Origin of the sequence: Streptomyces sp. 8N706 (assembly GCF_052245415.1) — a bacterium.
Lineage (GTDB): Bacteria > Actinomycetota > Actinomycetes > Streptomycetales > Streptomycetaceae > Streptomyces.
The window spans coordinates 20,402-47,077 of sequence record NZ_JBQQBW010000010.1 but is presented as its reverse complement, the minus strand read 5'-3'; the positions used below and the strand labels follow the sequence as shown (position 1 = coordinate 47,077).

The window sequence follows — 26,676 nt, the reverse complement described above, 5'->3', positions numbered from 1 at the left end:
CGACGGGCCCAGTGGACGATACTGGGATTGAACCAGTGACCTCTTCCGTGTCAGGGAAGCGCTCTCCCGCTGAGCTAATCGTCCGAGGTGGAGACGGGATTTGAACCCGTGTAGACGGCTTTGCAGGCCGTTGCCTCGCCTCTCGGCCACTCCACCAGTGCGGGGGCCGGAGCCCCCATCGAGCGGACGACGAGATTCGAACTCGCGACCCTCACCTTGGCAAGGTGATGCTCTACCAACTGAGCCACGTCCGCAGTGCCTCCCCCGGACCAGGTCCGAGAGGTGCCCCCGTCCCCGGTGCGCTTCCGCGTCCCGGCGACGTGTTGAACTCTAGCGGATTCCTGAGCCAGCTCAAATTCCGTTTGCCCAGCGTGCTGCGGTGCGACACCGCCCGGACCGCCCGGGAGGGCACCCGCCATAGACTCGCAGCCGTGTACGACCTCGCCCCACTGGCCCGCTTCGGCAGTCTCGTCGCCGCTGATCTGCGCGACGTCACCAGCGACCCCGCGGCCCTGGACTCCAGCGGCTTCTGGGCGGTGGTCGCCGACTTCGAGGGCCGGCTGGTCTGCGCCCGCTTCGGGGACGTACGGCACGAGCCCGTACCCGCCGCCGTGCCCGGGGCATGGTACGGACCGGGGGCGGGGGACTGGACGTCCTCCCTCGACCACACCGCGTACACGGCCGGTGTACGGCGTATACGCGAGCACATCGCCGCGGGCGAGGTCTATCAGGCGAACCTCTGCCGCGTGCTGTCCGCACCGCTGCCCGATCCGGACCGCGTCGATGCCGACGCGCTGACCGCACTGCTGGCCGGCGCCAATCCGGCCCCCTACGCCGGTACGGTCCGCCTCCCTGCCCACGGAGTGGAGATCGCGACCGCCTCACCCGAGCTCTTCCTGCGCCGCCACGGCCCGGTCGTCGAGTCCGGACCGATCAAGGGCACCGGACGGACCGCCGCGGACCTCCTGGAGAAGGACCGCGCCGAGAACGTGATGATCGTGGACCTCGTCCGCAACGATCTGGGCCGCGTCTGCGCGACCGGCACCGTGACCGTCCCGGCACTGTGCGCGGTCGAGGAGCACCCCGGCCTGGTGCATCTGGTCTCCACCGTCCGCGGGGAGCTCGCCGAGGGCGCGGGCTGGCCCGAGCTGCTTGCCGGAACGTTCCCTCCCGGCTCGGTGACAGGCGCTCCCAAGTCCAGCGCGCTGCGGATCATCGATGCCCTGGAGAGCGCGCCCCGCGGTCCGTACTGCGGCGGCATCGGCTGGGTCGACGCGGACCGCGGGACCGGCGAGCTGGCGGTGGGCATCCGTACGTTCTGGATCGACCGGGCGGCGGCCGGCGGGCCGGTGCTGCGCTTCGGTACGGGAGCGGGGATCACCTGGGGCTCCGACCCGGAGCGCGAATGGGAGGAGACGCAGCTGAAGGCTTCCCGGCTGCTCGCGGTAGCGTCGGGGGCATACCGGGAAACTGGAGGAGTCGTACGGTGAAGATCTGGCTCGATGGGGTGTTGCAGGACGCCGGCGAGGCGAGGGTCTCCGTATTCGATCACGGGCTGACCGTGGGTGACGGCGTCTTCGAAACGATCAAGGCGGTCGACGGGCGGGCCTTCGCGCTCACCCGGCATGTGCACCGGCTGGCCCGCTCCGCGCGCGGCCTCGGCCTGCCCGAGCCCGACCACGACGATGTGCGCCGGGCCTGCGAGGAGGTGCTGGCGGCCAACCCGATGCCGTTCGGCCGGCTGCGGATCACCTATACCGGCGGGCTGTCCCCGCTCGGCTCGGACCGCGGGACCGCGAAACCCACGCTGGTCGTCGCGCTCGGCGAGACGCACCGCCGGCCGGACACCACCGCGGTCGTGACCGTGCCCTGGACCCGCAACGAGCGGGGTGCGCTCGCCGGGCTCAAGACGACCTCGTACGGGGAGAACGTCGTGGCACTCGCCCGCGCCCGGGAGCACGGCGCCTCCGAGGCGCTGCTCCCCAACACGGCCGGCCGGCTGTGCGAGGGCACCGGGGCCAATGTCTTCGTCGTCCTCGACGGTGAGCTGTACACCCCGCCCCTCTCCGCGGGCTGCCTCGCCGGTATCACCCGGGCCCTCGTCGTGGACTGGGTCGGCGCGGAGGAGGCCGACCTGCCCCAGGACGTGCTGGAGCGGGCCGATGAGGTCTTTCTGACCTCGTCGCTCCGGGACGTCCAGGCCGTGCACCGGCTGGATGACCGGGAGCTGCCCGGCGCGCCCGGCCCGGTGACCGCCAAGGCCATGCGGATCTTCGACGAGCGGTCGGCCGCCGATACCGACCCGCGCTGAGCCACCGCCGCCCGGCCCCGCCCGCCCCGGCGTGGCAAAAACGGGTGACGAGGGGCCGCTGAGCCGGTACAACACCACGGGTGACCACCACTCTGCGGCCCTCGGGGCCGGAACAACACGGTCCGGGCGGACATCGGTCCCGCACGTACGAGGTGTGCGTCAACAGCCGCCCCGTCGGCACGATCGACCTCGGTACGGACGAACGGTTCGGCCCCGCCGTGGGGCGTATCCGGTCACTGCGGATCGACGAGCCGGACCGCCGGCGGGGCCGCGCGACGGTCGCCGCGCTCGCCGCCGAGGAAGTGCTGCGCGGCTGGCGGTGCGGCCGTATCGAGGTGAGCGTCCCGGCCGGGGCGGAGGCGGCCCGGCGCCTGGTGGAAGCCCTCGGCTACACCGAGCGCAACCGGAACATGGTCAAGCGGGTCCCCGAGCAGCCGCCTTCGCTCCCCGGGGAGAGCGCGACGCGTCCGATGAGCGAGCGGGAGTTCGCGACCTGGCTCGCCGCCGGCAAGAAGGCGTACGCGCAGGACTGGATCGACCGGGGCGTCCCCGAGGACCAGGCCTGGGCGAAGTCCGAGGCCGACCACGCGGCGCAACTGCCGGACGGAGTCCGCACGTCCGGCGCCGTCCTGCGCGTTCTGTCCCACCGGGGCGGGGACGTCGGCACCCTCTGGATCTCCCTGGGCGGACTGCCCGACGGACTCGACGCCTACGTCTTCGATGTCGAGGTCGCCGAGGAACACCGGGGGCGGGGCCACGGGCGCTCGCTGATGCTGCTGGCCGAGCGCGAGTGCCGGACCGCCGGCGCCGACAGGCTGGGACTCAACGTGTTCTTGGACAACACCCCGGCACTCCGGCTGTATGAGTCGCTGGGGTACGAGCCGACCCGGTACCACCTGTTCAAGGCGCTGGTCTGACGGCGGCCGGCCGCGCGGCTGTCCGAGACGTGTCGGAAGCGCCGCTGTTCAGGGCGGCCGGGCGCGGCCGGCTGCTCCGCCGTACAGGGCGCTGATCCGAGCGCGGCCGACCGCGCCGGCGTCCAGGACGCTGCGGGCTCTCCGGCTACGCGGGGCTGTATTCCGCTCTTGCATCCGGAGCCTGGTTCCGGGCATTGTTCGACAGCGGACGACCACGCCCCTGTTCGAGACGCTGCTCCGAGCGCGGTCGGCAGCGCCGCTGTTCGGCGCGCTGGTCCGAGCGCGGCCCGGAGCGCCGCCCTGCAAGGCGCTGCTCCGACCGACTGTGGTCAGCCGCGCCGCTCCAGAAGCCGGTCGGCGATCGCCTCGATCCGTGCGCGCAGCCCCTCCTGGCTCTTCCCGCCGTCCAGCCGCTCGCCGTCGATCACATACGTCGGCGTGCCCGTCACGCCTATCGCCCGCCCCTCCGCCTGGTCGGCGTCCACGATGAGCGTGTGACGGCCGTCGATGAGCGCGGTGTCCATCTCCTCGGCGTCCAGCCCCAGTTCCCCGGCCACCTCGACGAGCAGCTGCTCACCCCTGCGGCCCAGCTCCTCCGTACGCTCCAGCACCGCCTCCACGTACGGCCAGGCCTTGCCCTGCTCCGCCGCCTCCTCGGCCGCCTGCGCCGCGGCGTAGGCGTGCCGGTGCCGCTCCAGCGGGAAGTGCCGCAGCCGCAGTTCCAGCGTGTCGCCGTAACGGGCGCGCAGGGCACGGAGATCTTCCAGGGCGGTCCGGCAGTCGGGGCACTGCAGCTCGCACCAGATGTCGAGGACGGGGCGGGTGGGGTCGGCGTGACTCATGGTCACAGTCTCCCAGCCGGAGCCGTCGCTCTCGAACCGGCACCCGGCGGGGCACGCCCCCGGAGATCTCCCTGAAGTCCGGGCGGGGGCGTGCCCGTGCCACGCCTGGCGGTGCAGGATGGAGGGACACGCCCGCGAGCCCAGGGCGCACCGGGTGCCTGTGGGCGAGCGGGGCGGGATACTGCTCTGCCACGGGGAGGAGAGGGCATGTCCGTCACTGTGGGTGGGAGCCCACCATGCTGACCACGACCGTATGTGTGGCGCTGTCCGCGGCAGGCCTCGCGATCGCGTTCCTCACCGCGTACCGGCGCCGGTACCTTCGCGCCACGCGGATCGCGGGCGTCGCGCTGATCCCCGTCGGCCTGGCCATGGCCGGTCTGGCGGATCTGGTGGCCGATGTGGGCGCCGCGGTCGGCGACTGGGCCGCCGACCTGGTGTTCAAGCCTTCGGTGTGGGTCGGCTTCGCCGTTCTCGCCACGGCGGTGGTGCTGCTCGTCGGTGCCCGGGTCGCCGGCCGTCGCCGCGGCCGCCGCACCGAGCCGGCCGCTGCCGGAGCCGCACAGCGCCCCGCCGTCTCTCCGGGTCCCTCGAAGGTCCGCGGCGGTGCGAAGGACCGGCCCGGGGCGAAGGCCGGCGCGAGTGAGGGAGCCGAGGACTTCCGGGACATCGAGGCGATCCTCAAGAAGCACGGAATTTGACGAAGTCCCCTGCGATACGGGCGTGTTGAGCCCGCGGGCCCGGCTGTCTGCGCGATCATCTGCGCGAGATGAACGACGACCTCGCCACCCCGGGCACCGACCCGTCCCTGGCCCCGCCCGCGGGAAGGCCCGCCGAATCGCGCGGCTGCCTCTTCGCGCTCTCCCAGCCGCCGCTGATGCTGTTCCTCGCGGTGATCGGCAGCCTGCTGCTGTTCACGGCCCTCTACGACCTCAACCGGTGGTGAGAGGCGGTGAGGGAGTCACTCCCCGGCCTCGCGGCGCCGCGCGCGGTACGCCGCCACATGCAGCCGGTTACCGCAGGTGCGGCTGTCGCAGTAGCGCCGGGAGCGGTTCCGGGACAGATCGACGAAGGCATGCCGGCAGTCCGGGGCCTCGCAGCGGCGCAGCCGCTCCCGCTCCCCGGCGACGACGAGGAAGGCGAGCGCCATACCGCCGTCGGCGGCGAGATGGTCGGCCAGTGAGGCGCCGGGCGCGAAGTAGTGGACATGCCAGTCGTAGCCGTCGTGGTCGGTCAGCCGGGGCGTGGTGCCCGCCGCGGCGACCATGGCGTTGAGCAGGTCCACCGCACCCTGGGTGTCGGCCGCCGCGAAGACCTCGGCGAACCGGGTGCGTACGGCCCGTACGGCCGCCAGGTCCCGCTCGCCGAGCGTTTCCACATCGCTGATCACATTGCGCTCGACGAAGCGGCGCAGCGCCGGGGTGTCCGGGAGGCCGTCGGGCTCACCGCCCTCCGGAGCGGTGTTCACCAGGTCGACCACCGCTTCCAGGGCGCACCGGGTGTCGTGGTTGATCAGCACGGTTCGCTCCCTGGCCGGTGGTGGGGCGGCTCCGTCCGTGGCCGCGGACGTTGGCCGACCCTATCGCCCACAGCGCACCGGCGCCTTCGCCACAGCGCACCGGCGCCTTCGCCACAGCGCACCGGCGCCTTCGCCACAGCGCACCGGCGCCTTCGCCGCGGTGTGCCGCGCGGCGAAGGCGCCGGTGTGTGCGCCATGCGATGTTCCGTGCTCGTGCCGTCGCCCCGAGTCGGACGGCTACGAACGGTGAGCGTAGGGGGCGGTGGGTCCCTGCGGTACCTCTCGGATGTCGGTCGGCTCAGCTTTCGGCCAGGATGTGGGAGAGCTCGGTGTCGAGGTCGAAGTGACGGTGCTCGGTGCCGGGAGGCACTGCGGCATCCGTCCTCTTGAGGAACGATTCCAGCGCCCGCGCCGGGGCCTCGAGCAAGGCTTCGCCCTCCGGAGAGCTCAGGGCGATGCACACGACGCCCTGACCGTGACTGCGGGACGGCCACACCCGGACGTCGCCGGTGCCGGTGGGCCGGTGCAGGCCCTCGGCGAGGAGGTCGCGGGCGAACACCCACTCGACGGTCTCCTCGGCTCCGGTGTGAAAGGTGGCGTGCACGGCGTAGGGATCGGCCGTGTCATACCGCAGGCCCGCCGGAACGGGCAGGGAGGATTCGCTCGACACAACGAGGCGCAGGTGCAGCTCGCAGCTGACCGTGGTGTTCATAAGCGCCAAGGCCTTTCGCTCAGTGTGCGCTCGGGGATTCGCACGTCGGCGAAATCGACATGCCACCTCCAGTGTCGTTGTAAACCCCTCTGACCGTTTTGAGACCGTTCAGGTACCCCGTACGGCGGAGCGGCGTGTCATCCTCAACACCCATTCCGGTGACGCTTCGCGGTCGGGTAGGTTGGGCCGCATGAATGCGGAGAGTGACGAGCGGCGAGAGGTCGCCAAGGGGGCGGCCGCCGGCGCTGCGGGGGACGGTACGTCGTGGGACGGCCAGAAGGCGGACGGCGCGCACGACGATCCGCCGCTCGGCTCGCGGGCCCCGCGGTTCATCAAGGCCTCCAAGCCGCTGCATCTGAGCTGGCAGGTGGGGGTTTTCCTGGTCGGTCTGGCCGTCGTCGCGGGGGGCGTGGCCCTGCTGCCGCTGCCGGGACCGGGCTGGCTGGTGATCTTCGGCGGCATGGCGATCTGGGCGACCGAGTTCGTCTGGGCCCAGCTGGTGCTGCGCTGGACGAAACGGAAAGTGACCGAGGCGGCACACAAGGCGCTCGACCCCCGGGTGCGGCGGCGGAACACGACACTGACCGTCATCGCTCTGGTGATCATCGCGATGGGGGTTGCGGTGTACGTGTGGCAGTTCGGTGCCGCGATGCCGTGGAGGGTCGGCCCGTGAGCTCCGGACGGCCCTCGGGCGGTCGGCCCGGTGACCTCGGGGTGGTCAAGGGCATGCGGTGACATGCGGTAATGTTTCCCCTGCGCCCGGGCGATTAGCTCAGCGGGAGAGCGCTTCGTTCACACCGAAGAGGTCACTGGTTCGATCCCAGTATCGCCCACCACAGGCCGGGGGTCCGCAGGCTTACGAGCCTGCGGACCCCCGGCCTTTTGCCTTCCCTGGCCCCGTAGACGGACAACGTGGCGGGCCGGTGCGATCCCGGTCCGCGCGTGAGCTCCTCGGCGCTGGGCAGCCGTCTGCGCTCCAAGCCGTGGGCAGGAGTACCCCGTGGTGGGCGCCGGAGCTCCCGTACGAGAACGATCGTCTCCTGGCGTCGCGGAACTCTCCCCGGCCGTTCTGCGACGCTCTTCCGGCCTGCTGCTGCCGTTGATGCCGCCACCGCCGGATTTCGGCCTTCGGCCCGTACCCGGAGCCGCGGCCGGCCATGGCCGCCGACCCGGGACGGGGCGCCTTCACCGCATCCGGCCCAGCGTGTCGCGGAGCCGCCGGGCGTCGCGCAGCCGCTGCTCGTACGTCGCCCCGATGGCGAGCAGCAGCAGGCCCGCCAGCGCGGGCGGCAGCCAGCGGGGGAGCGCGTCGGCGACCTGGACGATGTACGGGGCCAGCTCGTGCACGCCGACCAGCGCCAGCACCGCCCCGCCCAGCAGCAGCGGGGCTCCCAGCCGTAGCCGCGCGCCGAGCAGGGTGAGGCCCAGGGCGGCCGCGCCGAGCAGCAGCGGGCGCGGCCAGTGCGCGTCGCCCCAGGCCGCCAGGAGGCCGGGCAGCAGCGTCACGGACAGCCCGGGACCGTACGCCGCCCAGGAGGACACCGCCGGGTCCTGGCGGCGCCGGCGCAGGCCGATGACGAGCGCCGGGACGCTCACCGGGAGGGTGTACGCCTCCGGTGCCACGACGCCGTACGCCGCGAGCCGTACCCAGCTCGCCAGGACGAACAGCCCAGCGGCGGTGCGGGCGGCGGCGCGGCGGTCGGGACGCAGCGCGGTGCCGGCGGCGAGGACGCCGGCCAGGCCCAGGACGGCGGCGAGCATGGACGCGTCGCCCAGTGACAGGCCGACGGCGAGCAGCGCGGCCCCGTAGCCGGTGCACTCGACGGGGAGACCGGCGGGGAGGCGGCGCAGCCGGGCGGCGACGAACGCCGCGGCCCCCGCGACGGCCAGCACGGGAAACGCCGTACGAGGGGCTGAGAGCCCCGCGGCGGCACAGAGGGCGACCGAGAGCCCCACGGCGCACACCACGGCCGCACAGGCCGTCACAGCCTGCCGCACGCGCCCTCCGGCCGCCGCCGCGGCGGTGAACGCGATGAGCAGGGTGCCGAGCACGCCGAACGTCACCGACTGGTCCGCCAGCCCCCAGAAGGCGGCGACGCAGGCGACGGCGACCGCGCAGACCAGCGCCGTGAGCGAGGCCGGGTGGGAGTCCAGGGTCGCCGAGGCGACGAGGAGCACGGCAGCCTCCGCCATGAGCAGCGCCACGGCGACCGGGTACGGAAGGTCGAGCGCGACCGGCAGCACCACGGCCCCGGCGCAGCAGAGGGCGACCGCCGCACAGGACACCGCGGCGCGCCAGGGGCGTCCGGCGGCCTGGCGGTGCACCGCCAGGGACACCGAGGCGAGGACGGCGAGGACGGCCGGGACGGGATGATGCCAGCCGCCGAACAGGCGCAGCAGTTCGGCCCTCTCCCCGTCCGGGGCCCTGGCGCTCGCCGGGGCGAGCGCCGCGGCGTAGGCGTAGACCCGGCCGTCGTGGAGCGGCTGGGTCCCCCAGAGCCTGCCGCGCCCCCAGGTCTCGTGGGGCTCGAAGGGCTCGTCGAGCGCGGGTACGACGACGCGCCAGGCGGTGAGGCCGCTGTAGCGGGGCGCGGGGTGGCCGGGGACCAGCGTCCGGCGCACCGCCGAGTGGATGCCGTCGGCGCCGACGACGAGGTCGGCCTCCAGGGTCTCGCCGTCGGCCGTCGTGACCAGGCCCGGGCGGTCCTGCCCGCCGGGGTCGGTGAGCCGCGCGGGCGTACCGGTCCGCAGGGTGCCGCAGGGCAGCCGGGAGGCGAGCAGATCGATCAGGGTCGCGCGGTGGGCTACGACCATCGGGCCTCCGAAGCGTGCGACGGCGGCTTCGTTGCTGATCCGGGAGAGCCGGCGGCCGTGGGGCGTCCGCAGTGCGCCCTCGGTCTGCCAGGTCGACAGTGCGCGGACGCCATCGCCCGCGCCGATGGTGTCGAGGGCGCGCAACGCGTTGGGCGCGAGACCGAGTCCGGCGCCGACGTGTCCCAGCCGGGCGGCGCGCTACTCGGCCCGGCCTCACCGGGCAGCGGCCCCGAGGACTGAGGGAACGCTCCGGCTCCGGGCTTCGCGCCCCGCGATCGCCCCCCCACGCGCACCGCGCGACCGCGATCGAGGGACCGCACGCGGCGCAACGATGTCGCGGGCCTTGCCCGGGAAACGGATCACCGGCCCCACCGGAGAGTGATCCGTCGTCACCCCAATGGGCCACTTTCCCGGTGAAAGCTGTCCAAAGGCGCCCGGGGACCAGCAGAGTTCTCGGGGTGCACCGACTTGCCGCCGCAGTGGCCCTCCTCGCCTCCCCGGCCCTCGCGGGCTGCGTCACCGTCTCCGCGCAGCCCTCTCCGCATGAGCCCACCGTGCCGCTGCCCGCCTACCACCGGGGGCGGACCGCCCTCCTCGGCGACGCGGCCCATCCCATGGCTCCGACCCTCGGCCAGGGCGGCTGCCAGGCCATCGAGGACGCGGTCGTGCTCGCCCATCTCGCCGCGCCCGGCTCCGGCACCGGTCGGGCCCTCGCCCGCTACACCGCGCAGCGGCTGCCCCGCACCACCGACGTCCTGCGTCGTTCGGCCCGGATCCGCCGCGTGGTGAGCCTGTCCTCCCGGCCCGCGGTCGCGCTGCGCACGGCCCTCCTCACCGCCGTGGGCCGGCTGGGCCCCGGGATGGCGCTGCGCGGCTTCGACGGCATCGCCGACTGGCAGCCGCCACGGCGCACGTATGCTGCCGGTGCCGCCACGGAACGGCCGCAGAACACGCCCACGGCACAGGACTGAGGTGACGCAGGTGAAGGTCGGCTGCATCGGGCTCGGGGACATCGCCCGGAAGGCCTATCTGCCGGTCCTCGGCGCCCAGCCGGGTCTGGAGCTGCACCTCCAGACCCGGACCGCGGCCACCCTGGAGCGGGTCGGAGCCACCCACCACGTCCCGGCCGGCCGGCTCCACGGCGACCTGGACTCGCTCCTCGCGGCCCGCCCGGACGCGGCGTTCGTCCACGCCGCCACCTCCGCGCACGCCGGGATCGTCACGCGGCTCCTGGACGCGGGGGTGCCGACGTACGTCGACAAGCCCGTCGCCTACGACTACGCCGACACCGAGCGGATCGTACGGCTCGCGGAGGAGCGCCGGGTCAGCCTGGCCGTCGGCTTCAACCGCCGCTACGCGCCCGGCTACGCCCAGTGCCTGGAGCACCCCCGCGACCTGATCCTGATGCAGAAGAACCGGGTGGGTCTCGCCGAGGATCCCCGCACCCTGGTCCTCGACGACTTCATCCATGTCGTCGACACACTCCGCTTCCTGGTGCCCGGCACGGTCGAGCACATCGATGTCCGCGCCAGGGTGCGGCGGGGCCTGATGCACCATGTCGTGCTGCAGCTGTCCGGCGACGGCTTCACCGCCGTCGGCACCATGAACCGGATGAGCGGCTCCGCGGAGGAGATCCTCGAGGTCTCCGGGCAGGACACCAAGCGGGAGGTCCGTAACCTCGCCGAGGTGATCGACCACAAGGGTCAGCCGAGTGTGCGCCGCCGTGGCGACTGGGTCCCGGTCGCGCGGCAGCGCGGTATCGAGCAGATCACCCTGGCCTTCCTCGACGCCGTGCGCGCGGGGAGACTGCTCACCGCCGAGGACGCGCTGCGGACCCATGAGCTGTGCGAGCGGGTCGTGACGCAGGCCCGGGAGCAGGCCTCCTGAAGGCCCGTATGCTCTCGGCCGTGCCGAAGGCGGCGAGGGCGGCGATCGACGCGTAGATGACCCAGTCGCCGAACCGGACGTACGGACTCCTGCCCGCGGCCAGCGGTACGTCGTAGATCGCGGCCGTGCTCCGGTCGGTCGGCAGACGGCCGCCCACCGGCTCGCCGCGGGGGCCGTACACCGCACTCTCCCCGGTCAGCGTCGCGTGCACCATCGGCCGCCAGGTCTCCGCCGCCCGCAGCGCGGCCAGCGAGGCATGCTGCTCCGGCGCCCAGCTGTGCTGGAACGTCGAGGTCGAGGACTGGGCGATCAGCACCCCCGTACCGTCCCGCACCAGCCCGCGGCTCATATCGGGGAACGCCGTCTCGAAGCAGACCAGCGGGCCGATCCGCAGCCCCTGGGCGCCCGGCACCTCCATCACCACCTGGGAGGCTCCGCGCCTGCGGTCCTCGTCCGCGGCCTTGCCGACGGATGTCGCCCAGCCCAGCAGCGACCGCAGCGGAACGTACTCGCCGAACGGCACCAGCCGCATCTTGTCGTAGCGCTGCCCGTCCGGGCCGTCCGGCCCCACCAGCACGGAGCTCTTGAAGATCCCCGGGCGGTCCGAACGCGGCGCGTCCACGTTCACCAGCAGATCGGCTCCGACGTCCCGGGACAGCGCCGCCAGCCGCCGTTCCAGATCCGGACGGCTGCCGAGATCCGAGCCGACGCTGCTCTCGCCCCAGACGACCAGGTCCACCTCATGGCCGGCCAGCTGCCGGGTCAGCTCCTCCCCCCGCTCGACACGATGCTCCCGGCTCCCGATCCCGTTGACGACGCCGGGCTGGACCAGAGCGATCCGCGCGCTGCCGGTACGCTCCGGCAGCGGCGCCCAGGCCCAGGCCGCACCGGCCGCGGCCACGCACGCCACCAGCCCGGCCACCGCCGCCCTACGGGGGACCGGCAGCGCGATCAGCACGGTCAGCGCCGTGTTCACCGTGACGATCAGGAAGCTCACCAGCCACACCCCGCCCAACGAGGCGAGCCGGAGCGCGGGCGTGACCTCCCACTGGCTCGCCCCGAGCAGCCCCCAGGGTCCGCCCAGGTTCTCCCAGGAGCGGACCAGTTCCACCATCAGCCAGCCGGATGGCACCAGGGCGAGCGCCGCCGCCGCGCGCCCCACGCCCGGTGAACCGCCGAGCAGCCGCCGGACCAGAAGCCCCCACGGCAGCCACAACAGCCCGAGCAGCAGCGCCAGCGCCAGGATGAAGACATGCAGGCTCGGCATCAGCCAGTGATGCACCGCCAGCATGAAGCCCGCCCCGCCCAGCCAGCCGTCGAACGCGGCACGACGCCCGCTCGGAGCGGAGCGGATCAGCAGCATCCACGGCACCAGGGCGACGTAGGCGAACCACCACAGGGACGGCTCGGGGAAGGCGAGCGCGGGCAGCGTTCCCGCCGCGGCCGCGACAGCACCGCGCTGCCACGGCGAGGCGAGAGCCCGCCGCCACCGGTCGACCGACATCCGCATGTCGCGCCTCCCTCGCACCGGCCCGCTGTCCGTGTGTTCGACCAGTGTGCGCGAGTACGACGATCAGCGACAGACGGGGTGGTCAAACCGTTGGCGGCGGTGGCCGGACGGCGTCGGCTACGCGCCGCGGGGGGAGGACCGTGGAGAGCACTCCCGGCAGGGGGTACCAGTCGCTGGTGACGGTGGTGGCGTGCTGTCCGGCGAGGGCGGAGACCCGGGCCCGGGCATCGGCTTCGGACGGATGGACGGGGTCGATGGCGGGCGCGACCCCGTGCGCATCCGTCATGGTCAGCAGATAGTGGCGGCGGTCGTACCACGCCGTGTCGATCCCGGTGTCCGTCACATACCGCGACGCGTCGCCGTCGAAGACCACGAACCACGGGCGGAGCGCCGGATCGGTGTACCGGGTCCGCGGATCACCCGCGGCGGCACCGTGGACGGCGGGGAAGGCCGTGGCGCGGGCGAGTGTGCCGGACGCGGCCAGGGCCCGCAGATGTCCGGCGTACTCGCGGTCGGTCCACAGCGAGTCGAAGGGGTTGCTCTCCTCGACGGTGCCGGGGATCAACTCGATCAGGAACTTGCCCGTGAGCGCGGACCGCGCCGGCCAGCCGTCCGCCCGTACCGCCTCGTCCAGGCTCGTGCGGTCGCCGAGCAGATCGGCGGGGCGGAAGAGCGCGTCACCCAGCTTGCCGGAGACCAGGGCGTCGAAGGCTTCGGGGCCCAGACCGTGCCGGGCGTTGAAGCCGTCCTTCATCTCGATCTTCAACAGCACCGGCCGGTGGCCCGGGTGGGCGTCGTGCCAGGCCCTGATGTCGGCGAGACAGCCGTCCAGACTCTGATTACGGGGCTTGGACCGCAGTTCGGCCGACGACGCGGCGTTCTCGCAGTTGTTGTCGCTGCCCACGGGGTTGTCGTGCGAGACCCGCCACTTCCTGCTCAGTCCGTTGGTCCACACATCGAGCTCCAGCAGCCCGGCTCCGGAGTCCAGGGCGTCCGCGAAGTACGGGTACGTGGTCTTCTCGTAGGCGTTGTGCACGCCCACCGAGGTGCTCGAGGAGTACGAGAGCGCGCCGGGGCCCGGCTCCTGGGCGCCGGCCGGCGCGGCCGGAACGAGAAGCGCCGCGGCCACCACGGCCGCGGCTGATCCGGCAGTGCGATCTCTGCGCATGCGATGCCACCTTGTGTGTGAGGGGTGGTGAAAGTGGCAGCAGCGTAAGCGAGTTGAGTGTTGATCAGGAGATGGGGGCGGGTATGCGGAGGGAGGGCACACCGGTGAAAGCGGGATAAATGCGTTGCCGTGCCTCCGCGTTCCGACGACGATGGGGCGGTGCACGCCGTTCGCTGGACCGAAGCCGAGGAAGTCCGTGCCGCCCGCTGGCGGTCCGAGAGCGGGGCGCCCCCGCCGCGGCGTGTGGTGAGCGCGGACGACCGCCTGCGCGCCGACACCGCGTACCGCCTGGCCTGCGAGGGCACCGCGATCCTGTGGCGCGGCGACTTCCCCAACGCGCGGCAGCTGCTCCAGGCGATGGGACGGCGTACGGACCGCAAGCAGCGCAAGGCCGCCGCGTCACCGCCCGTCTCCATGGCCGAGGCGTTCCATCTGCACCGCAAGGACCGGTTCCAGCGGGCCCGCACGCTCGGCATGCTTCTGGTACCGCTGGACCCGGGCCATGTCGTCCCGCTGCGCCGGGCCCCTGATGTCCGGCAGCCCTGCACGGAGGTGTACGGGCCGGGCGACGAGCCCTCGGTGGTGTCGCTGCGCGAGCTGCTCGGCCTCATCGGAGCCCATGAGTGGCGCAGGAAAGGCGTCGCCGTGCCGGCGCTGGGCGACCGTATTCATCCGCACTACGGCGTGTTCTCCCCGGTGCGGGGTGAATATGTGCGGCTCGTGGCCGAGGCGCCGCTGCCCGCGCGCACCCGGGCCTTCGACATCGGCACGGGGACGGGCGTGCTGGCCGCGGTCCTGGCACGCCGCGGAGTGGAGCGCGTCATCGCGACGGACCAGGATCCGCGCGCACTGGTCTGTGCCCGCGAGAATCTGGCCCGGCTGGGGTTGGAGGGCCGTACGGATGTGGTGATGGCGGATCTCTTTCCCCCGGGCCGTGCCCCGCTCGTCGTCTGCAACCCGCCGTGGGTGCCCGCACGGCCCGGCACCCCGGTCGAGCATGCCGTCTACGACCCGGGCAGCCGTATGCTGCGCGGCTTCCTGGACGGTCTGAGGGCCCATCTGGAGCCGGGCGGCGAGGGCTGGCTGGTGCTCTCGGATCTCGCCGAGCACCTCGGATTACGGACGCGCGCCGAGCTGCTGGAGGCCATTGACGCGGCGGGGCTCGCGGTCGCGGGCCGCCTGGACACCCGGCCGGTCCACCCCCGGGCCTCCGACGCGAGTGATCCGCTGTATGCGGCGCGGGCGGCGGAGGTCACCTCTCTCTGGAGGCTCGCCGCGACATGAGCGGGCCGGTCGGCATGGGCGAGAGCCGGGATGACATGAAGTGAGCGGGTGACATGAGCAAGAAAGCGGGTGACAGCAGCGAGAGCCGGATGACACCAGCGGGCAGCCGTGCGAAAGCCCTGGCAGCCCGCTTCCCCGGCCGCCATGCTGAGCGCATGGTGATCAGAGAAGCCACCCCCGAGGACTGGCCCTCGATCTGGGCCTTCCTGCGTCGTATCGTCGCCGTCGGCGAGACCTTCACCTGGCCCCGTGACGTCAGCGAAAAGCAGGCCCGGGCGATGTGGTGCCTGGAGGCGCCGAGCCGTACGGTCGTCGCCGTCGCCCCCGACGGGACCGTCCTCGGCTCCGCCAAGATGAACCCCAATCACATGGGCCCCGCCGCGCATATCGCCAGTGCGAGCTTCATGGTGGCCCCGGAGCACGCCGGGCGGGGAGTCGGGCGGGCGCTGGGGGAGTACGCCCTGGACTGGGCGCGGGCCGAGGGCTACCGGGCGATGCAGTTCAACGCTGTCGTGGAGACCAACAGCCGGGCGGTCGCGCTCTGGCGCTCCCTCGGCTTCGAGGTGCTGGGCACCCTGCCGGAGGGCTTCCACCACCCGGAGAAGGGCTATGTCGGGCTGCACATCATGCATCGCAGGCTCTGATCACGACCCCCCGGCCGGGTCGGTGCGGCGGCCCCGGCCCTGCCAGGAGAAATGTTGACAGTAATCCGGTGCGAGCACACGATCGGGGGAAGACCCGGAGCGGAGGGGCGGACGAGGCGTCTGCCCGCCTTCGTAGGAAATCGCCGCGAGAACGAGGGGAATGAACGTCCTCATGGCCGAGTACCGGGACTTTCCGCGCGACCGGGAAGCGCGCCCGCCGGACGGCGGGCTCGCCGATCTCGCGGAGCAGGCTGCCTCCTGCAACCCCGCCTGCTGCGGAGCCACGGCGACGGTCATCACCCAGGACGCCGCGGGCCAGGGCGAACCACCGTCCACCGCGGTGACCCACCCCGACCTGTCGCCGCTGGTCGCGGTGCAGTGGGAGGCGGGGGAAGGGCCCATACCGTCCGCGCTGGAGAGCGGCCGTCCCGCCGCGGCTGAGGACCTGCTGCGCGACGAGCGCTGGCCCGGCTACCGGGCCAAGGCCCTGGACGCGGGAGTGCGGTCGAGCGTGACCCTGCCCTTCCGCCGCCACGCCCTGGCCGTGACCCTCACGGTCTACGGGTTCCGGCCCGGCTTCCTCCAGGACGCGGGGCACGGGGCGACCGTCCTCCTGGGCGACCTCGCCACGACCGGACTGCTCCGCGACCGCCAGTACCTGGACGTCCTCACCGAGGTCGACCAGCTCGACACCGCGCTGCGTACCCGCCCCGTCGTCGACCAGGCCTGCGGCATGGTGATGTACGTGTTGCAGTGCGAGGCGGACACGGCCATGACCCTGCTGCGCCGGCTGTCGCAGCGCACCAACCGCAAGCTGTCCGACCTCGCCGAAGCTCTCGTACGGACCCGGGGCCGCGGCGTCGAGGCCCAGCTGGCCCGGCTGGCCGAGCGGCTCGGCGAGACCACTGCCGCCGCCCCGGGAGCGGGCCGCGGACACGGACCTGCCATCCGTCGAACGCCCGACGGCTGTCCGTCCTCCTAGGGCGTGTTTCGAAAGTCCCGCCTGGTCCGCGACGTCTGGCACGCACGCTCGCTGCGTTGTCGGGCTCGTCCGGGTACGCCCAGTACGAGGACGACCTCCCCCAGCCTCCGGCCGGGGGTACCCCCACCGCCTTGCGATCGCACGCACCAGACGCCGCGGACCCCGCCCTTCGGGCGGACGGCGCTACTTTTGAAACACACCCTAGGGACCGCCGGTCCTCGGAGTCGGACGAGCCGTACCAGAGGAGGCCTCAGCGATGACCACCCTGCAACACTCCGCACTTGTCAGCGTCCATCTCACCGAATGCGCCCCGCAGGACGCGGACGCCGTCTTCGACGCCCTGCGCGCCGCCTTCCCGGCGCCCCTGGACCGGACGGCCGAGGAGCACTGCGTGAAGAGCCACCAAGGCGCCAACCCCATGGTGTGGATCGGAACCTTCGATGTCCGCAGCCATGGTGAGCCCGTCGCCCCTCCGGCGCTGGGCGGGGCCGTCGTCGCCGATCTCTTCGGCTGCGAGCGGGCTGTCCACGACATCCGTGAGGCGCTGGCGACGACGTTCGGCGTGCGGGAGGAGGGCCATATGGTCCCGGGTGACCAGGAGGTTCAGCTGCGCCTGGAGCTGCGCAACCCAGTCCGGGCCCGGTAACTCCGCGGTCACCGGTCCTCCGCGGCCGCCCGGCTCGTATCCGGTTGGACAGGCGGCCGGGTGCGGGGAGAGGCTGATGCGGCGCGTGCCGCACCACGCCGCGCGCCCATTGGTTCGAGGAGAGGCATCAGCTCATGCAGACCCGCCGCATCGGCGCCGCGGAGGTCAGTGCGATCGGGCTGGGGGCCATGCCCATGTCGGTCGAGGGACGGCCCGACGAGGCCCGCTCGATCGCCACCGTGCACGCGGCCCTGGACGCCGGCGTGACCTTGATCGACACCGCGGACGCGTACCACCTGGGGACCGATGAGGTGGGCCACAACGAGACCCTCGTCGCCAAGGCGCTGTCCGCCCATGAACGCGGCTCGCAGGTGCTGGTCGCGACCAAGGGCGGACATCTGCGCCACCGCGACGGCTCCTGGACGCTGGACGGATCTCCCGCACACCTCAAGCGGGCCTGTGAGGACTCGCTGGCCCGGCTCGGTGTCGAGGCCATCGGGCTATATCAGTACCACCGCCCGGACCCGCGCGTTCCGTACGAGGAGTCGATCGGCGCCCTCCGCGATCTGCTGGACGAGGGCAAGATCCGCACGGCTGGTGTCTCCAATGCCGATCCGGGGCAGATCCGGCTGGCGGACGACATCCTCGGAGGGCGCCTGGCCGCGGTGCAGAACCAGTTCTCACCAGCCTTCCGCTCCAGCGTGCCGGAGCTGGAGCTCTGCCATGACCGGGGGATCGCCTTCCTGCCGTGGAGCCCGCTCGGCGGCATTCCCCGGGCGCGTGACCTGGGCTCCGCCTCCGCGCCGTTCGCCCGCGTCGCCGAGGCCCGCGGGGTCAGCCCGCAGCGGGTCTGTCTGGCGTGGATGCTGGCCAAGTCGCCCGTCGTCATCCCGATACCCGGCGCGAGCCGGCCCGAGACGATCCGGGACTCGGCGGCCGCCGCCGACCTGGTGCTGGACGCCGACGAGATCGCGCTCCTCGACACCGTGTGATCGGTCGCCCTGTCAGGGCGACGAAGTATAGGTGTTCAGCCGGTCGACGGCCGACTGCGGTGAACCTCGGTCGTAGTGGTCGACGACAAGGAAGTTGGCCTTCTTCCGGGCGGCGGGCGCGCAGAAGTTCTCCGCCCGGTTCAGCACCCGGCTGTTGTCCGTCGACGCCGTCGCGGTCATGGGGACGTCACGGAAGTGGTTCATCACGAAGAGCGGGCGGAACGCTCCGTCTTCCCGGGTGAGCGGGACATTGACGTCGCCGCCGTACCAGCGGCTGTAGCACGACCAGTCCGAGGCGCCCACGCCCGGCCCCATGGACCAGTGGTTCTCCACCGTCCACTCCTGCTGGTACATCACGCCGAAACTGTCGCGCGCCGTGCCCCCCGCGTCCTGGGCACGCGTGCGATCGGTGAAGATCATCAACTGCTTTCCGCGGGCGGCGAGACCGGCCATCCGCGGCCAGCCGTTCTCGCGTACTCCGTCCTGGTCGGGCCGGTAGAGGACGTCCGACAGACCGCGGACCCGGTCGAGTTCGCCGCGCAGTACATCAGCGGAGACGTAGTCCTCCAGAAATACCGTGGCGAACTGGCCGGGGTGCTGCCGGAGGAAGTCCACGATGCGCTGGAGGTCCACCCACAGCGCGACCGGCCGGCTGACGAGGGTGCAGCTGTTGTGGCAGAGCAGGGCCCCGTCCGGAGTCTGGTGGATGTCGAGCATGAACCCCCGTACGCCGTCGGCGAGTTGCTGCTCGATGCCGCGCTTCTGGTTGGGGAAGGCGTCCACGAACGGCGGCGCGAAACCGCCGTCCACCCCATTGGCGTAGGCATTGTGAGCGGTGAGGAAGGTGACCTGGTCGAGCCGGCGCTGGTCGGCCGGGGGCATCGGAGCCCGGGGCGGGGGAGCGGGCGTGAGGAACCAGCGGGCGAGCTCCCCGTCCCCACCGATCAGCGCCTGCTCCGGGTACGTTCCGCCGCTGGGCCTGGCCCCCAGGGTGAGGTGGCCGCCGGCGTCCGGTACGGCGATGGTGTACTGCCCGCCCCCGGCCGGGGTCACCTCCCATGCGGCTTCCGCTCCGCCGCACGCCACGGTGACGGCCTGCGCGCCGCTCCGCCCGAGGCAGCGTTCCGCATCGTCGACGCTGCGCAGCTCATGGCGGTCTCCGGAGACCGGCGCGACGGCCCACTGCTGCCGGTCCTCATTGCCCTTGGGGCGGTGGAGCGCGATGGTCCCGTCGCTGTCGGAGGCGTTGAGACCGTTGACGGCGCTCTGCACGTACACCGTCCCCTCCGGCGGCGTCCCCTCGCCCCCCGCCACCGCACCCGAGGCCGTCATCACCGGCGCGGCGACCACGACCGCCGCTGTTCCGCACACCGCTCGCAGTAAGCGCACACCCACTCCTTCTCGACGCTGGACCGGTACATGACACTCGATACGGGCGCCGCTGCGCCAGAGTCGTACGCCGAAATCCCGTTGGCCACGGGTCGTACGCTCGGTGGCCGCCCGACACGTCCGACCGCCGGCGTCAACGGCGCCGGCGCACCATGTGCGCCATCCGGTGACCTTCCTCATGCAGCAGCCGGCCGACGAGGGCTCCGCCGAAGACGACGACACCGACGCCGACGAGCCAGGACTGCACGACGAGAACGGTGCCGATGGGCCCGTAGGTGACGGCGTTGGTCGCGATCAGTGGCGAGAACACGAGTCGGGAGAAGACCCGCAGTCCGAGCAGCCCGATCACCGTCCCCACCGCGCCGGGCAGCAGGGCGACCCAGCCGACCCGCCCCCCGAGCAGCAGTCGCTGCGACCACCAGAAGAACAGCACGGCACTCAGCACACCGACGAGGAAGCGCCAGAACGTCTCGGCCACCGGCTCGGACCGGTCGGGCTCCAGGGTGAAGTGGGCCGACAGGAAGAGATAGCCGATCAGCATGGCGACCCATACGAGATGCCGCCACATGGTGTGCCAACGGGCCGGCGGCAGCTCCCAGACCTTCTCGTAGCCCACCTGCACCGCCGAGCCGAACGTCAGGCCGAATACAGCAAGGGCCGCGAGGCCGAACGCCGTGGTCGACTCGAGTGCCTGACGGGGCTTGGCGAACAACTGCTGGATCTCTTGTTGAGCGGTCGCCGACACCCCCAGGCCGTCCCCGAGCCACTGAGCGAAGCCGCGCCCGTTCGCCGGATCGGCAGCGGCCACCACGATGAGCAGCGGCACCAGAGTGAGGAAGCCGAGTGCCGCGAAGCCCATCGAGCGCTGCATCAGTTCCAGCTCGCCGGCGTGCCTCCAGCCACGCCCCGCGACGGAGAGGTGGAAGGCGCGGTCCAGTCGTCCGAACCAGGACCCATGACCTGCGGCGTCGGAAGACTTCTTGGGCATGAGTGTCGATTACCCCCTCAGCGTCGGCGGGCTGCCGGTGGCCGGGCGGAGTCACCGAATGGCCGCTACGAACCCGCTTCGGCGACGGTGGTCCGGGTGGCGGGCCGCCTGTCCGCACCGGGCGGCCCGCCGCCGGGTCCGGACGCGGCGGTGTTCACGACGGCGCTGTCTGTCGTTCCTGTTGTTCCGCCTCGCCGAAGCGGGCCAGGGCCAGTGCGCCGGCGATCGAGAGGACGAAGCCGAGGATGGCGAGCGGCGCGTATCCGTGCCGGGTGGAATCGCCGAGCCAGGCGACTCCGAACGCGGCGGGCCCCACGCTCTCACCGATCACCATGGCAGCCGTCGCCGCGGTCACCGATCCGGACTGCAACGCGTCGATGAAGAAGAGGAATCCGGTGATCCCGGAGATGACCACCGTGTAGGCGGTGGGCTGGGTGAGCAGGCCGACGACACCGAACCGGGACGGGGATTTCCACGTCGGCGCGCCGGCCGGAGCCATGGCCGTACCGTTCGTCGGGCCGCGGCGGTGGCCTGCGCGGCCTCAGGTCGCGAGGCTGCCGCCGATCACCCGGGCGACTTCCGGGTGGGCGAGATACTCGTCGATGTGGTGCGGGCGGTCCCGTGCGTTGGCCACCGCCAGCTCGGTCAGTTCGCCCTTCCAGTCGTCGCCGAGCGGGCTGCCGATGGCGACCGCGTCGGTCGGGCACCACGCGTTGAGCCAACGGGCCACCCGTTCGGGGCGCTTCGGGCCGCCGACCAGCAGCCGGCTGTACACGGTGTTCATGCCGAGGGGGCTGCCGGCGGTGACGAGCAGGGAGATGTCGAGTTCCGGAGCGAGCCGGGTGATCAGGTCCATGGCGACCACGGTGCCCAGGCTGTGACTGACGAGGAGCAGCTCCCCGGAGGTGGGCATGGTCGCCAGGACGCAGTTCAGGACCTCGTCCCGGACGCGCTGATCGTCGAGGTAGGACGCGACATCCCGGAAGAACAAGGCGATGGACCATTCGTCCACAGAGGTCCTGGAGGCCAGCCAGCTCAGCCGGCGTTGCAGGGCCCCGACCGCGTCGCCCCAACCGAGCCGTTCGGTGGCGAGTCGGTCGTCCGCCGGCATACCCGCCCGCACGGCGGCCTCGCTGATCAGCTGCTCGTACAGTCCCTTGGCTGACGCGGACGCGGGTGCCCCGGCCTCGGCCGGTGCGACCATCGCTCCTTCGAAGGGGTGGGGCACGGCTTCCTGCCGTTCGAGCGCGCGGACGAGCGTGTTGCCGTAGTAGGGGAACCAGGCGTCCGCCGGGTCGATCGGTGTGAGTCCGGCTTCGGTGAGTCCATGGTTGAGCCCCGCCGCCCACGTGCGGCGGAGATGCTCGGGGATGCGGTTCTGCTGGTTGCGGCCGTGCAGAAAGACCAGCCGTCGTCTGCCGCCGAACGCGGTGGCCCTGGCGGCGAGTCCGGAAGGCGCCGCCACGGCCTCGCCCGCAGGCCGGGAAGCCGCGGTCGACGGCGCTGCGGACGAAGGTGCCGCGGACGGGGGCGCCGCGGACGAGGGCGCCGCGGAGGAGAGCGCCGCGGCTGACGGTGCTCCGTACGTGTGTGCCTCCGCCGGGCCCGGGACCACCGGCCCCGCTGCCGTCTGCGGTGCGGGTACGCCGTCCAGCAGACCTGCCTCCGGGCCCATTTCGGCCAGGAGCGCCCGTGGCGCGGACTCCGGCGGCAGTGCCGCGAGATGTCGCAGGATGGAACTGATGCGGACGCCTTCGTTGGAGACCCAGTCGATGGCGTCGTCACCGTCGCCGTGCTGCCAGACCTGGCCGTCCCGGCGCAGCACCCGGCCCTGGGAGTCGGTGCGCGGCACACCGCTGTGATGAAGTGCCACGACTTCCCACTGGTCGTTGAAGACCGGGGAGCCGGAGTTTCCGGGCTCGGTGTCGGTCCTGTAGTGGAGGAAGTCGTCCAGCCGCACCTGGAGGGCGTTGTCACGGACCGCGATCTCCTTGAGCCGGCCCATGGGGTGCCCGATCACATTGACCGGCTCGCCGACGACGAGCTTGCCCGTCTGGACGCTGAGCCTGTTCCATCCGAACACCTCGCCCGGAGGGCGGTTGTCGCCGCCCGGACGGACCGCGACCAGGGCGAAGTCCAGACGCTCGTCGGCGATGAAGAGGGCCGCGGGGTCGAGTTCGAGCCGGGTGGCGGCGCCCGGGGTGTTGTCGATGGTGACCTGGGCGTCGAACTCCACAAAGCTCTGCTCGGCGGCCGTCCGGTCCGGCAGTACATGGTGGTTGGTCATCATCAGTTTGGGCGAGACGAGAAAACCGGTACCCATGGGGAGCTCACGGCCGTTCTCCCGGACCGAGATCCGGGCGATGGTTCTCGCGGCCCGGGCGCCACGCGGCAGAAAGCTCCAGGCCTGAAGTTCCTTGGACACACCGAGGATGCGTTCGAACGCATCGGGTGCCTTCAGGGGCTCCTCCTTGCGGATGCTCTCGACGACGGCCGCGACGGGTACGCCGTAACGGTCGAGCAGACGCGCGGTCCTGGCGGCCAGCGACTCCGGTGAATCGGGGAAGGCCACTCCGGCCCGCTGCCGGCGCTCGATCTCGTGGCGCTCGGCGCTGGTCCGCCGGTAGCGCTCGGCCGCGGCCTCGGCATGACGCGCCTGCTCGGTCCGCACCCGGTTCGACGTTTCCATCGCAAACTCCACTGATCGTCAGCAATCCATCGTTTACGTAACGTATCGGTGTGCGCCCGGAGCGCAACCGGAGTACGGCTCCCTGCGGCGGGCCGGCGGCCCGGCGGGCCGGTCCGCCGCTGCGATCGCCTCGGGCGAGTGCCACAGGCCGTAGAGGGCGTTCGGGCGGCTGCGGAGAGCCGGATGACGCCTGCGCACCCGCGCAGTGGTGGCGTGGAGCCACCGCGCCTGCGCCTCACGAAGCAGCGGTCGGCGACACGGCTCGGCGTCCGCCACCGGCCGTCGACCGGCTGCCACCATGGACCGGCCCGGAGCCGCTGACCACCCACCATGAACCGGTCGGCGGCCGAGTCCCCGCCCCGGGCGCCGACGGCCGCACGGAGGAGGAGAGATGGCGGACAAGGAGCCGGTGACCGAACTGGACGCCCGGTACAGCATGCCCGGGGCGAGTCCGACGGGGTGGGCGGAGGCACGGGGGCTGCTCGAGGAGGCGGAGCTGTTCTGGCTCTCGACGGTTCGCCCCGACGGGCGCCCCCATGTCACCCCGCTGCTGTCCGTCTGGCGGAACGACGCGCTGTACTTCTGTACGGGTCCGGCCGAACGCAAGGCCGAGAACATCGCGCGGAACCCCCACTGCACGCTCACCACCGGATGCAACTCCCTTGACGAGGGTCTCGATGTGGTGGTCGAAGGCGACGCCGAGAGGGTGAGTGACGACGCCGAGCTCCGCCGTATCGCCGAGGCGTACGAGTCGAAGTACGGCAGCGACTGGCACTTCGATGTGCGCGACGGTGTGTTTCACCATCAGGCGGGCGAGGCCCTGGTGTACGAGGTCGCGCCCTCCACGGCCTTCGGCTTCCGCAAGGGCGACTACAGCCAGACCCGGTGGCGGTTCCCCCGCTGAGCGTTCGCGCAGCCGTGATCACCCGACAGCTCCCACCAGGGGAATACAGGCCCGCAGACAAAATGTGCCTCCAGTCAGCTCGCTCCGATCAAATTCGAAAATGGCCGATCGTATATGGATGACATCCCGGTCGGCCGGGCGGGGAACTCGACCATCACGGCGTTTGTGTGATGAAATCCGTCCCTCGTGGTGCCCGCATGTCTGGGCAGACGTGATGGATCGGGCAGATAATAGGCCTCCACGCAGACCTCTGGGGCCGCGTGAACGGGCGGCTGCGCTGTGAGCGAATGAGGGAATTGATGCCTCCAACCAACACATTCCACCAAGCCCGGACTCTTTCTGTGTCAGTGGATTTCTCGATCCGTACGTGACATCGGTGAATTGAGGTATTGGTGGTGTCGATGAATTCTCGCGGCAGTCTCGTTTCCCGGCCGGGAAGAGATCACTGGCCGCCCGCCGGCCTGCTGGGCGGCCTCTCTCCCGAGACCCGCGCCGGGATGCTGTCCCTCGGCCGTCCGGTGCGCTTCGAGGGCGGTGAGCGATTGCTGCGCGAGGGGGAGCACGGTTCCCATGTCTTTCTTCTTCTCCATGGCTGGTTCAAGGTGCTCGCCGCCACGGACGACGGCAGGGAAGCGCTGATGGCCGTACGGTCAGGCGGCGACGTCGTCGGTGAACTGGCCTGTTTCGACGCACAGCCCCGGGTCGCCACAGTCAGGGCGGTCGGTGCCGGCAGCGCCAGGCTGATCGGGCGACAGGAGTTCCTCGCCTTTCTCGCCGTGCACGACGACGCCGGGCAGGCGGTGATGCGTGCCGTGGCCGGAAAGCTCCGCTGGGCGACCCGGCGGCGGCAGGAGTTCGGAGGCTGCCCCATCAGTACGCGCGTGGCCCGGGTTCTGGTGGAGATGGTCCGGGTCCACGGCCAGGTCGGCAGCGATGGCATCTCGATCGGCGCGGCTCTCACCCAGCCGGATCTCGCCGCGCTGGTCGGGGCCTCCGAACCGAGTGTGCACAGAACACTGCGGTCGCTCCGCCAGGACGGCACCATCGAAACCGGATACCGCCGGATACTCGTCCGCGACGTCGGCGCGCTCTGCCGTATCGCCGGTATTGACGCGGTCGTCGAACTCGCGCTCCGGCAAGCGGGGGGCCGGACGAGAGCGCTGCCCGTCACCGTGCCGTCCCGACGACCACCAACCACGCCGCAGCCACGATGACCATCGTGGCCACCCACCCCACGGCCAGTACCGTGTAACGGTTCTTCACCACCGCGATCCGGGCGAGCGTCTCGGCGGTCTCCCATGCCTGCGCGGCGAGTTGCGCGCCGTTGACCGAGCCCGCCGAGGAGCCCGGCACGGCGCGGCCGGGTCCGCCGTCGACGAGTGCGAACCGGTTCGGCCCCCCTGGCCAACCGGTCCGGGGGCGGATCACCTGGACCAACAGGTAGCCGGAGACGGCGAATGCGGTGACATAGGCCGTCGTGGCCAGCCAGAAGGGGAGGGACGAGGGCCAGGAGGCCACGGCCCGGGAGACACGCCCGATCTGTGTGGCCACGACAGCCGTCAGACCGACGTGTACGGCGACCAGCGTTCCGGCCTTCGCATCCGCCTGCTGAGTCACCTGCTGGAACGAGGTGAGCGCGGCGACCGCCACAGTGACCTCCTCGGCGGCGGAGAGTGTCTCCGGTCGCCTCGGGCCGGTCGGTGACGGCGGTTCGTCTTCGGCCATGACGCACATCCCTTCCCCTGGCCACCGTGGTGGTGGACGTCGCCGAGGTCGTCGAACGGTCGTGTCATCGGTGAGCGGCGTGCCTCTTCCGCTGGAACGCCCCACCGCCCACCCGCTCCGCGGATTGCCGGCTCCGGGCCCGGGCCTGCGGCGTCGTCCCGGCAACGGCGGACCCGCCGTACGGGTTTCGACCGACCTGAGCGGGGGGGCCACCGGGCATGGCGGTACCCGGTGGAGCCCACGCCCGACCCCGCGGGGAGCCGAGCCCCCGACTCCGGGGGGGGAGCCGAGCCCCCGACTCCGCGGGAGGCGGTGAGAGACGCCGACGGTTCTCGTGCGGCTGTTCCTCGACGGGCTGTGGGTACCGCACGGGCTGACGCTGACGTCGGGCAAGCGCCATCGTAGGTCCGGACGCGCCGGTGACTTCCCATCAGTCGATGGGATCGACGCGATCGGTGACGGGGAGACGCCGACCGGACGCGAGACAGCGGCCGGGCCTGTCACGTGGCATGGCCGGACCGTCCGCCAGCGGCAGCGGCAGCGGCAGGGGATGGGGATGGGGAGCCTCGGCCGTCGGGCGGTGACCGGCGGGCAATCGCCGGCGGCAGGGGATCGACAGGCCTCGAGTGTCGGGCGGTTGGGCAGATGGCGGCCGGGCGTCAGCCATCGGGCGGCGGTCGGGAAGTCGTATCCGCGATAACGCCCAATCCCGTCGCACGACGAGGTCGTATCCGCGCCCCCCGGGGACAGTGGTGG

At 72.1% G+C, this 26,676-nt stretch carries 25 protein-coding genes, 4 tRNA genes and 2 pseudogenes; 16 read left to right on the top strand and 15 right to left on the bottom strand.

The window, feature by feature from the left end:
• Window positions 1–12 precede the first annotated feature (12 nt).
• From ACTWQE_RS06515 to ACTWQE_RS06505, 3 genes are all read right to left on the bottom strand, one after another.
• Window positions 13–84, bottom strand: a tRNA-Val gene (locus tag ACTWQE_RS06515).
• 1 nt (window position 85) lies between these two features.
• Window positions 86–156 (bottom strand) — tRNA-Cys (locus ACTWQE_RS06510).
• A gap of 25 nt (window positions 157–181) precedes the next feature.
• Window positions 182–254 (bottom strand) — tRNA-Gly (locus ACTWQE_RS06505).
• Between the two features lie 177 nt (window positions 255–431).
• On the opposite strand from ACTWQE_RS06505, the gene ACTWQE_RS06500 reads away from it, so the two are divergent.
• The 3 genes from ACTWQE_RS06500 to ACTWQE_RS06490 all read left to right on the top strand — a co-directional run bounded on the left by ACTWQE_RS06500 (window position 432) and on the right by ACTWQE_RS06490 (window position 3,228).
• Complete coding sequence (locus ACTWQE_RS06500) at window positions 432–1,490, top strand: chorismate-binding protein (protein ID WP_443327838.1); 1,059 nt, start codon at window positions 432–434, stop codon at window positions 1,488–1,490.
• A complete protein-coding gene (locus tag ACTWQE_RS06495; RefSeq protein WP_443327837.1) occupies window positions 1,487–2,311 on the top strand; it encodes an aminotransferase class IV in 825 nt (274 codons plus the stop codon). Before ACTWQE_RS06500 ends, ACTWQE_RS06495 begins: the two co-directional genes overlap by 4 nt.
• Before the next feature lie 80 nt (window positions 2,312–2,391).
• Window positions 2,392–3,228 carry a GNAT family N-acetyltransferase gene (locus ACTWQE_RS06490; protein ID WP_443327836.1) on the top strand — a complete coding sequence of 279 codons (837 nt, stop codon included), beginning with the start codon at window positions 2,392–2,394 and terminating at the stop codon, window positions 3,226–3,228.
• A 329-nt stretch (window positions 3,229–3,557) separates the two neighbouring features.
• Here the strand turns inward: ACTWQE_RS06490 and ACTWQE_RS06485 are convergent, their stop codons facing one another.
• Window positions 3,558–4,070, bottom strand: a complete 513-nt coding sequence (locus ACTWQE_RS06485; RefSeq protein ID WP_443327835.1) for a DsbA family protein — start codon at window positions 4,068–4,070, stop codon at window positions 3,558–3,560.
• Between the two features lie 236 nt (window positions 4,071–4,306).
• Here ACTWQE_RS06485 and ACTWQE_RS06480 point away from each other — a divergent pair, with 236 nt between their 5' ends.
• The gene (locus tag ACTWQE_RS06480; RefSeq protein ID WP_443327834.1) at window positions 4,307–4,768 is read left to right on the top strand and encodes a hypothetical protein; all 462 of its coding nucleotides are present in this window, start codon (window positions 4,307–4,309) and stop codon (window positions 4,766–4,768) included.
• 68 nt (window positions 4,769–4,836) lie between these two features.
• The gene (locus tag ACTWQE_RS06475) at window positions 4,837–5,013 is read left to right on the top strand and encodes a hypothetical protein (RefSeq protein ID WP_443327833.1); all 177 of its coding nucleotides are present in this window, start codon (window positions 4,837–4,839) and stop codon (window positions 5,011–5,013) included.
• A 15-nt stretch (window positions 5,014–5,028) separates the two neighbouring features.
• Here the strand turns inward: ACTWQE_RS06475 and ACTWQE_RS06470 are convergent, their stop codons facing one another.
• Together ACTWQE_RS06470 and ACTWQE_RS06465 are read right to left on the bottom strand one after the other, a co-directional pair.
• On the bottom strand, window positions 5,029–5,586 hold the full coding sequence (locus tag ACTWQE_RS06470) for a CGNR zinc finger domain-containing protein (protein WP_443327832.1): 558 nt from the start codon (window positions 5,584–5,586) through the stop codon (window positions 5,029–5,031).
• Window positions 5,587–5,884: 298 nt separating this feature from the next.
• The gene (locus ACTWQE_RS06465; protein WP_003959770.1) at window positions 5,885–6,298 is read right to left on the bottom strand and encodes an SsgA family sporulation/cell division regulator; all 414 of its coding nucleotides are present in this window, start codon (window positions 6,296–6,298) and stop codon (window positions 5,885–5,887) included.
• Between the two features lie 190 nt (window positions 6,299–6,488).
• Between ACTWQE_RS06465 and ACTWQE_RS06460 the strand changes: the two genes are divergently transcribed.
• Complete coding sequence (locus tag ACTWQE_RS06460; RefSeq protein WP_443327831.1) at window positions 6,489–6,971, top strand: TIGR02611 family protein; 483 nt, start codon at window positions 6,489–6,491, stop codon at window positions 6,969–6,971.
• Window positions 6,972–7,059: 88 nt separating this feature from the next.
• Window positions 7,060–7,134: transfer RNA gene (locus ACTWQE_RS06455), tRNA-Val, on the top strand.
• Between the two features lie 349 nt (window positions 7,135–7,483).
• Here the strand turns inward: ACTWQE_RS06455 and ACTWQE_RS06450 are convergent.
• Both ACTWQE_RS06450 and ACTWQE_RS06445 read right to left on the bottom strand, forming a co-directional pair.
• Window positions 7,484–8,104 (bottom strand): annotated as a pseudogene (locus ACTWQE_RS06450) (SCO7613 C-terminal domain-containing membrane protein); the annotation flags it as partial.
• Window positions 8,105–8,638: 534 nt separating this feature from the next.
• Window positions 8,639–9,310 (bottom strand): annotated as a pseudogene (locus tag ACTWQE_RS06445) (FAD-dependent monooxygenase); the annotation flags it as partial.
• Between the two features lie 260 nt (window positions 9,311–9,570).
• Here ACTWQE_RS06445 and ACTWQE_RS06440 point away from each other — a divergent pair.
• Both ACTWQE_RS06440 and ACTWQE_RS06435 read left to right on the top strand, forming a co-directional pair.
• Window positions 9,571–10,083: an FAD-dependent oxidoreductase gene (locus tag ACTWQE_RS06440; RefSeq protein ID WP_443327830.1), complete on the top strand. Its 513-nt coding sequence runs from the start codon at window positions 9,571–9,573 to the stop codon at window positions 10,081–10,083.
• Window positions 10,084–10,093: 10 nt separating this feature from the next.
• Window positions 10,094–10,999, top strand: coding sequence for a Gfo/Idh/MocA family protein (locus ACTWQE_RS06435; protein WP_443327891.1), 906 nt, complete (start codon window positions 10,094–10,096; stop codon window positions 10,997–10,999).
• Here the strand turns inward: ACTWQE_RS06435 and lnt are convergent.
• Window positions 10,923–12,509 carry an apolipoprotein N-acyltransferase gene (lnt, locus tag ACTWQE_RS06430; RefSeq protein WP_443327829.1) on the bottom strand — a complete coding sequence of 529 codons (1,587 nt, stop codon included), beginning with the start codon at window positions 12,507–12,509 and terminating at the stop codon, window positions 10,923–10,925. The genes ACTWQE_RS06435 and lnt overlap by 77 nt on opposite strands.
• Before the next feature lie 82 nt (window positions 12,510–12,591).
• Complete coding sequence (locus tag ACTWQE_RS06425; RefSeq protein ID WP_443327828.1) at window positions 12,592–13,677, bottom strand: phosphatidylinositol-specific phospholipase C domain-containing protein; 1,086 nt, start codon at window positions 13,675–13,677, stop codon at window positions 12,592–12,594.
• Window positions 13,678–13,836: 159 nt separating this feature from the next.
• On the opposite strand from ACTWQE_RS06425, the gene ACTWQE_RS06420 reads away from it, so the two are divergent.
• The 5 genes from ACTWQE_RS06420 (at window position 13,837) to ACTWQE_RS06400 (ending at window position 18,225) form a co-directional block, all read left to right on the top strand.
• Window positions 13,837–14,961: a methyltransferase gene (locus tag ACTWQE_RS06420; RefSeq protein ID WP_443327827.1), complete on the top strand. Its 1,125-nt coding sequence runs from the start codon at window positions 13,837–13,839 to the stop codon at window positions 14,959–14,961.
• Window positions 14,962–15,116: 155 nt separating this feature from the next.
• Window positions 15,117–15,605, top strand: coding sequence for a GNAT family N-acetyltransferase (locus ACTWQE_RS06415; RefSeq protein WP_443327890.1), 489 nt, complete (start codon window positions 15,117–15,119; stop codon window positions 15,603–15,605).
• A gap of 160 nt (window positions 15,606–15,765) precedes the next feature.
• Window positions 15,766–16,587 carry an ANTAR domain-containing response regulator gene (locus ACTWQE_RS06410; RefSeq protein WP_443327826.1) on the top strand — a complete coding sequence of 274 codons (822 nt, stop codon included), beginning with the start codon at window positions 15,766–15,768 and terminating at the stop codon, window positions 16,585–16,587.
• Window positions 16,588–16,843: 256 nt separating this feature from the next.
• The gene (locus tag ACTWQE_RS06405; protein ID WP_443327825.1) at window positions 16,844–17,233 is read left to right on the top strand and encodes a hypothetical protein; all 390 of its coding nucleotides are present in this window, start codon (window positions 16,844–16,846) and stop codon (window positions 17,231–17,233) included.
• A 134-nt stretch (window positions 17,234–17,367) separates the two neighbouring features.
• Window positions 17,368–18,225 carry an aldo/keto reductase gene (locus ACTWQE_RS06400; RefSeq protein ID WP_443327824.1) on the top strand — a complete coding sequence of 286 codons (858 nt, stop codon included), beginning with the start codon at window positions 17,368–17,370 and terminating at the stop codon, window positions 18,223–18,225.
• A gap of 12 nt (window positions 18,226–18,237) precedes the next feature.
• Here the strand turns inward: ACTWQE_RS06400 and ACTWQE_RS06395 are convergent, their stop codons facing one another.
• From ACTWQE_RS06395 to ACTWQE_RS06380, 4 genes are all read right to left on the bottom strand, one after another.
• Window positions 18,238–19,614 carry a phospholipase gene (locus ACTWQE_RS06395; protein WP_443327823.1) on the bottom strand — a complete coding sequence of 459 codons (1,377 nt, stop codon included), beginning with the start codon at window positions 19,612–19,614 and terminating at the stop codon, window positions 18,238–18,240.
• Window positions 19,615–19,747: 133 nt separating this feature from the next.
• On the bottom strand, window positions 19,748–20,602 hold the full coding sequence (locus tag ACTWQE_RS06390) for a YhjD/YihY/BrkB family envelope integrity protein (RefSeq protein WP_443327822.1): 855 nt from the start codon (window positions 20,600–20,602) through the stop codon (window positions 19,748–19,750).
• A 154-nt stretch (window positions 20,603–20,756) separates the two neighbouring features.
• A complete protein-coding gene (locus ACTWQE_RS06385; protein WP_443327821.1) occupies window positions 20,757–21,101 on the bottom strand; it encodes a hypothetical protein in 345 nt (114 codons plus the stop codon).
• Window positions 21,102–21,143: 42 nt separating this feature from the next.
• Window positions 21,144–23,291 (bottom strand): trypsin-like serine peptidase, encoded by a 2,148-nt coding sequence (locus ACTWQE_RS06380; protein ID WP_443327820.1) that lies wholly within the window; start codon window positions 23,289–23,291, stop codon window positions 21,144–21,146.
• A gap of 391 nt (window positions 23,292–23,682) precedes the next feature.
• Between ACTWQE_RS06380 and ACTWQE_RS06375 the strand changes: the two genes are divergently transcribed.
• Both ACTWQE_RS06375 and ACTWQE_RS06370 read left to right on the top strand, forming a co-directional pair.
• Window positions 23,683–24,195 carry a pyridoxamine 5'-phosphate oxidase family protein gene (locus tag ACTWQE_RS06375; protein WP_443327819.1) on the top strand — a complete coding sequence of 171 codons (513 nt, stop codon included), beginning with the start codon at window positions 23,683–23,685 and terminating at the stop codon, window positions 24,193–24,195.
• 401 nt (window positions 24,196–24,596) lie between these two features.
• Window positions 24,597–25,409: a Crp/Fnr family transcriptional regulator gene (locus ACTWQE_RS06370; RefSeq protein ID WP_443327889.1), complete on the top strand. Its 813-nt coding sequence runs from the start codon at window positions 24,597–24,599 to the stop codon at window positions 25,407–25,409.
• Here the strand turns inward: ACTWQE_RS06370 and ACTWQE_RS06365 are convergent.
• Entirely contained in the window at window positions 25,363–25,920 is a 558-nt protein-coding gene (locus tag ACTWQE_RS06365; RefSeq protein ID WP_443327818.1) for a hypothetical protein, read from the bottom strand. The genes ACTWQE_RS06370 and ACTWQE_RS06365 overlap by 47 nt on opposite strands.
• Window positions 25,921–26,676: the final 756 nt, after the last annotated feature.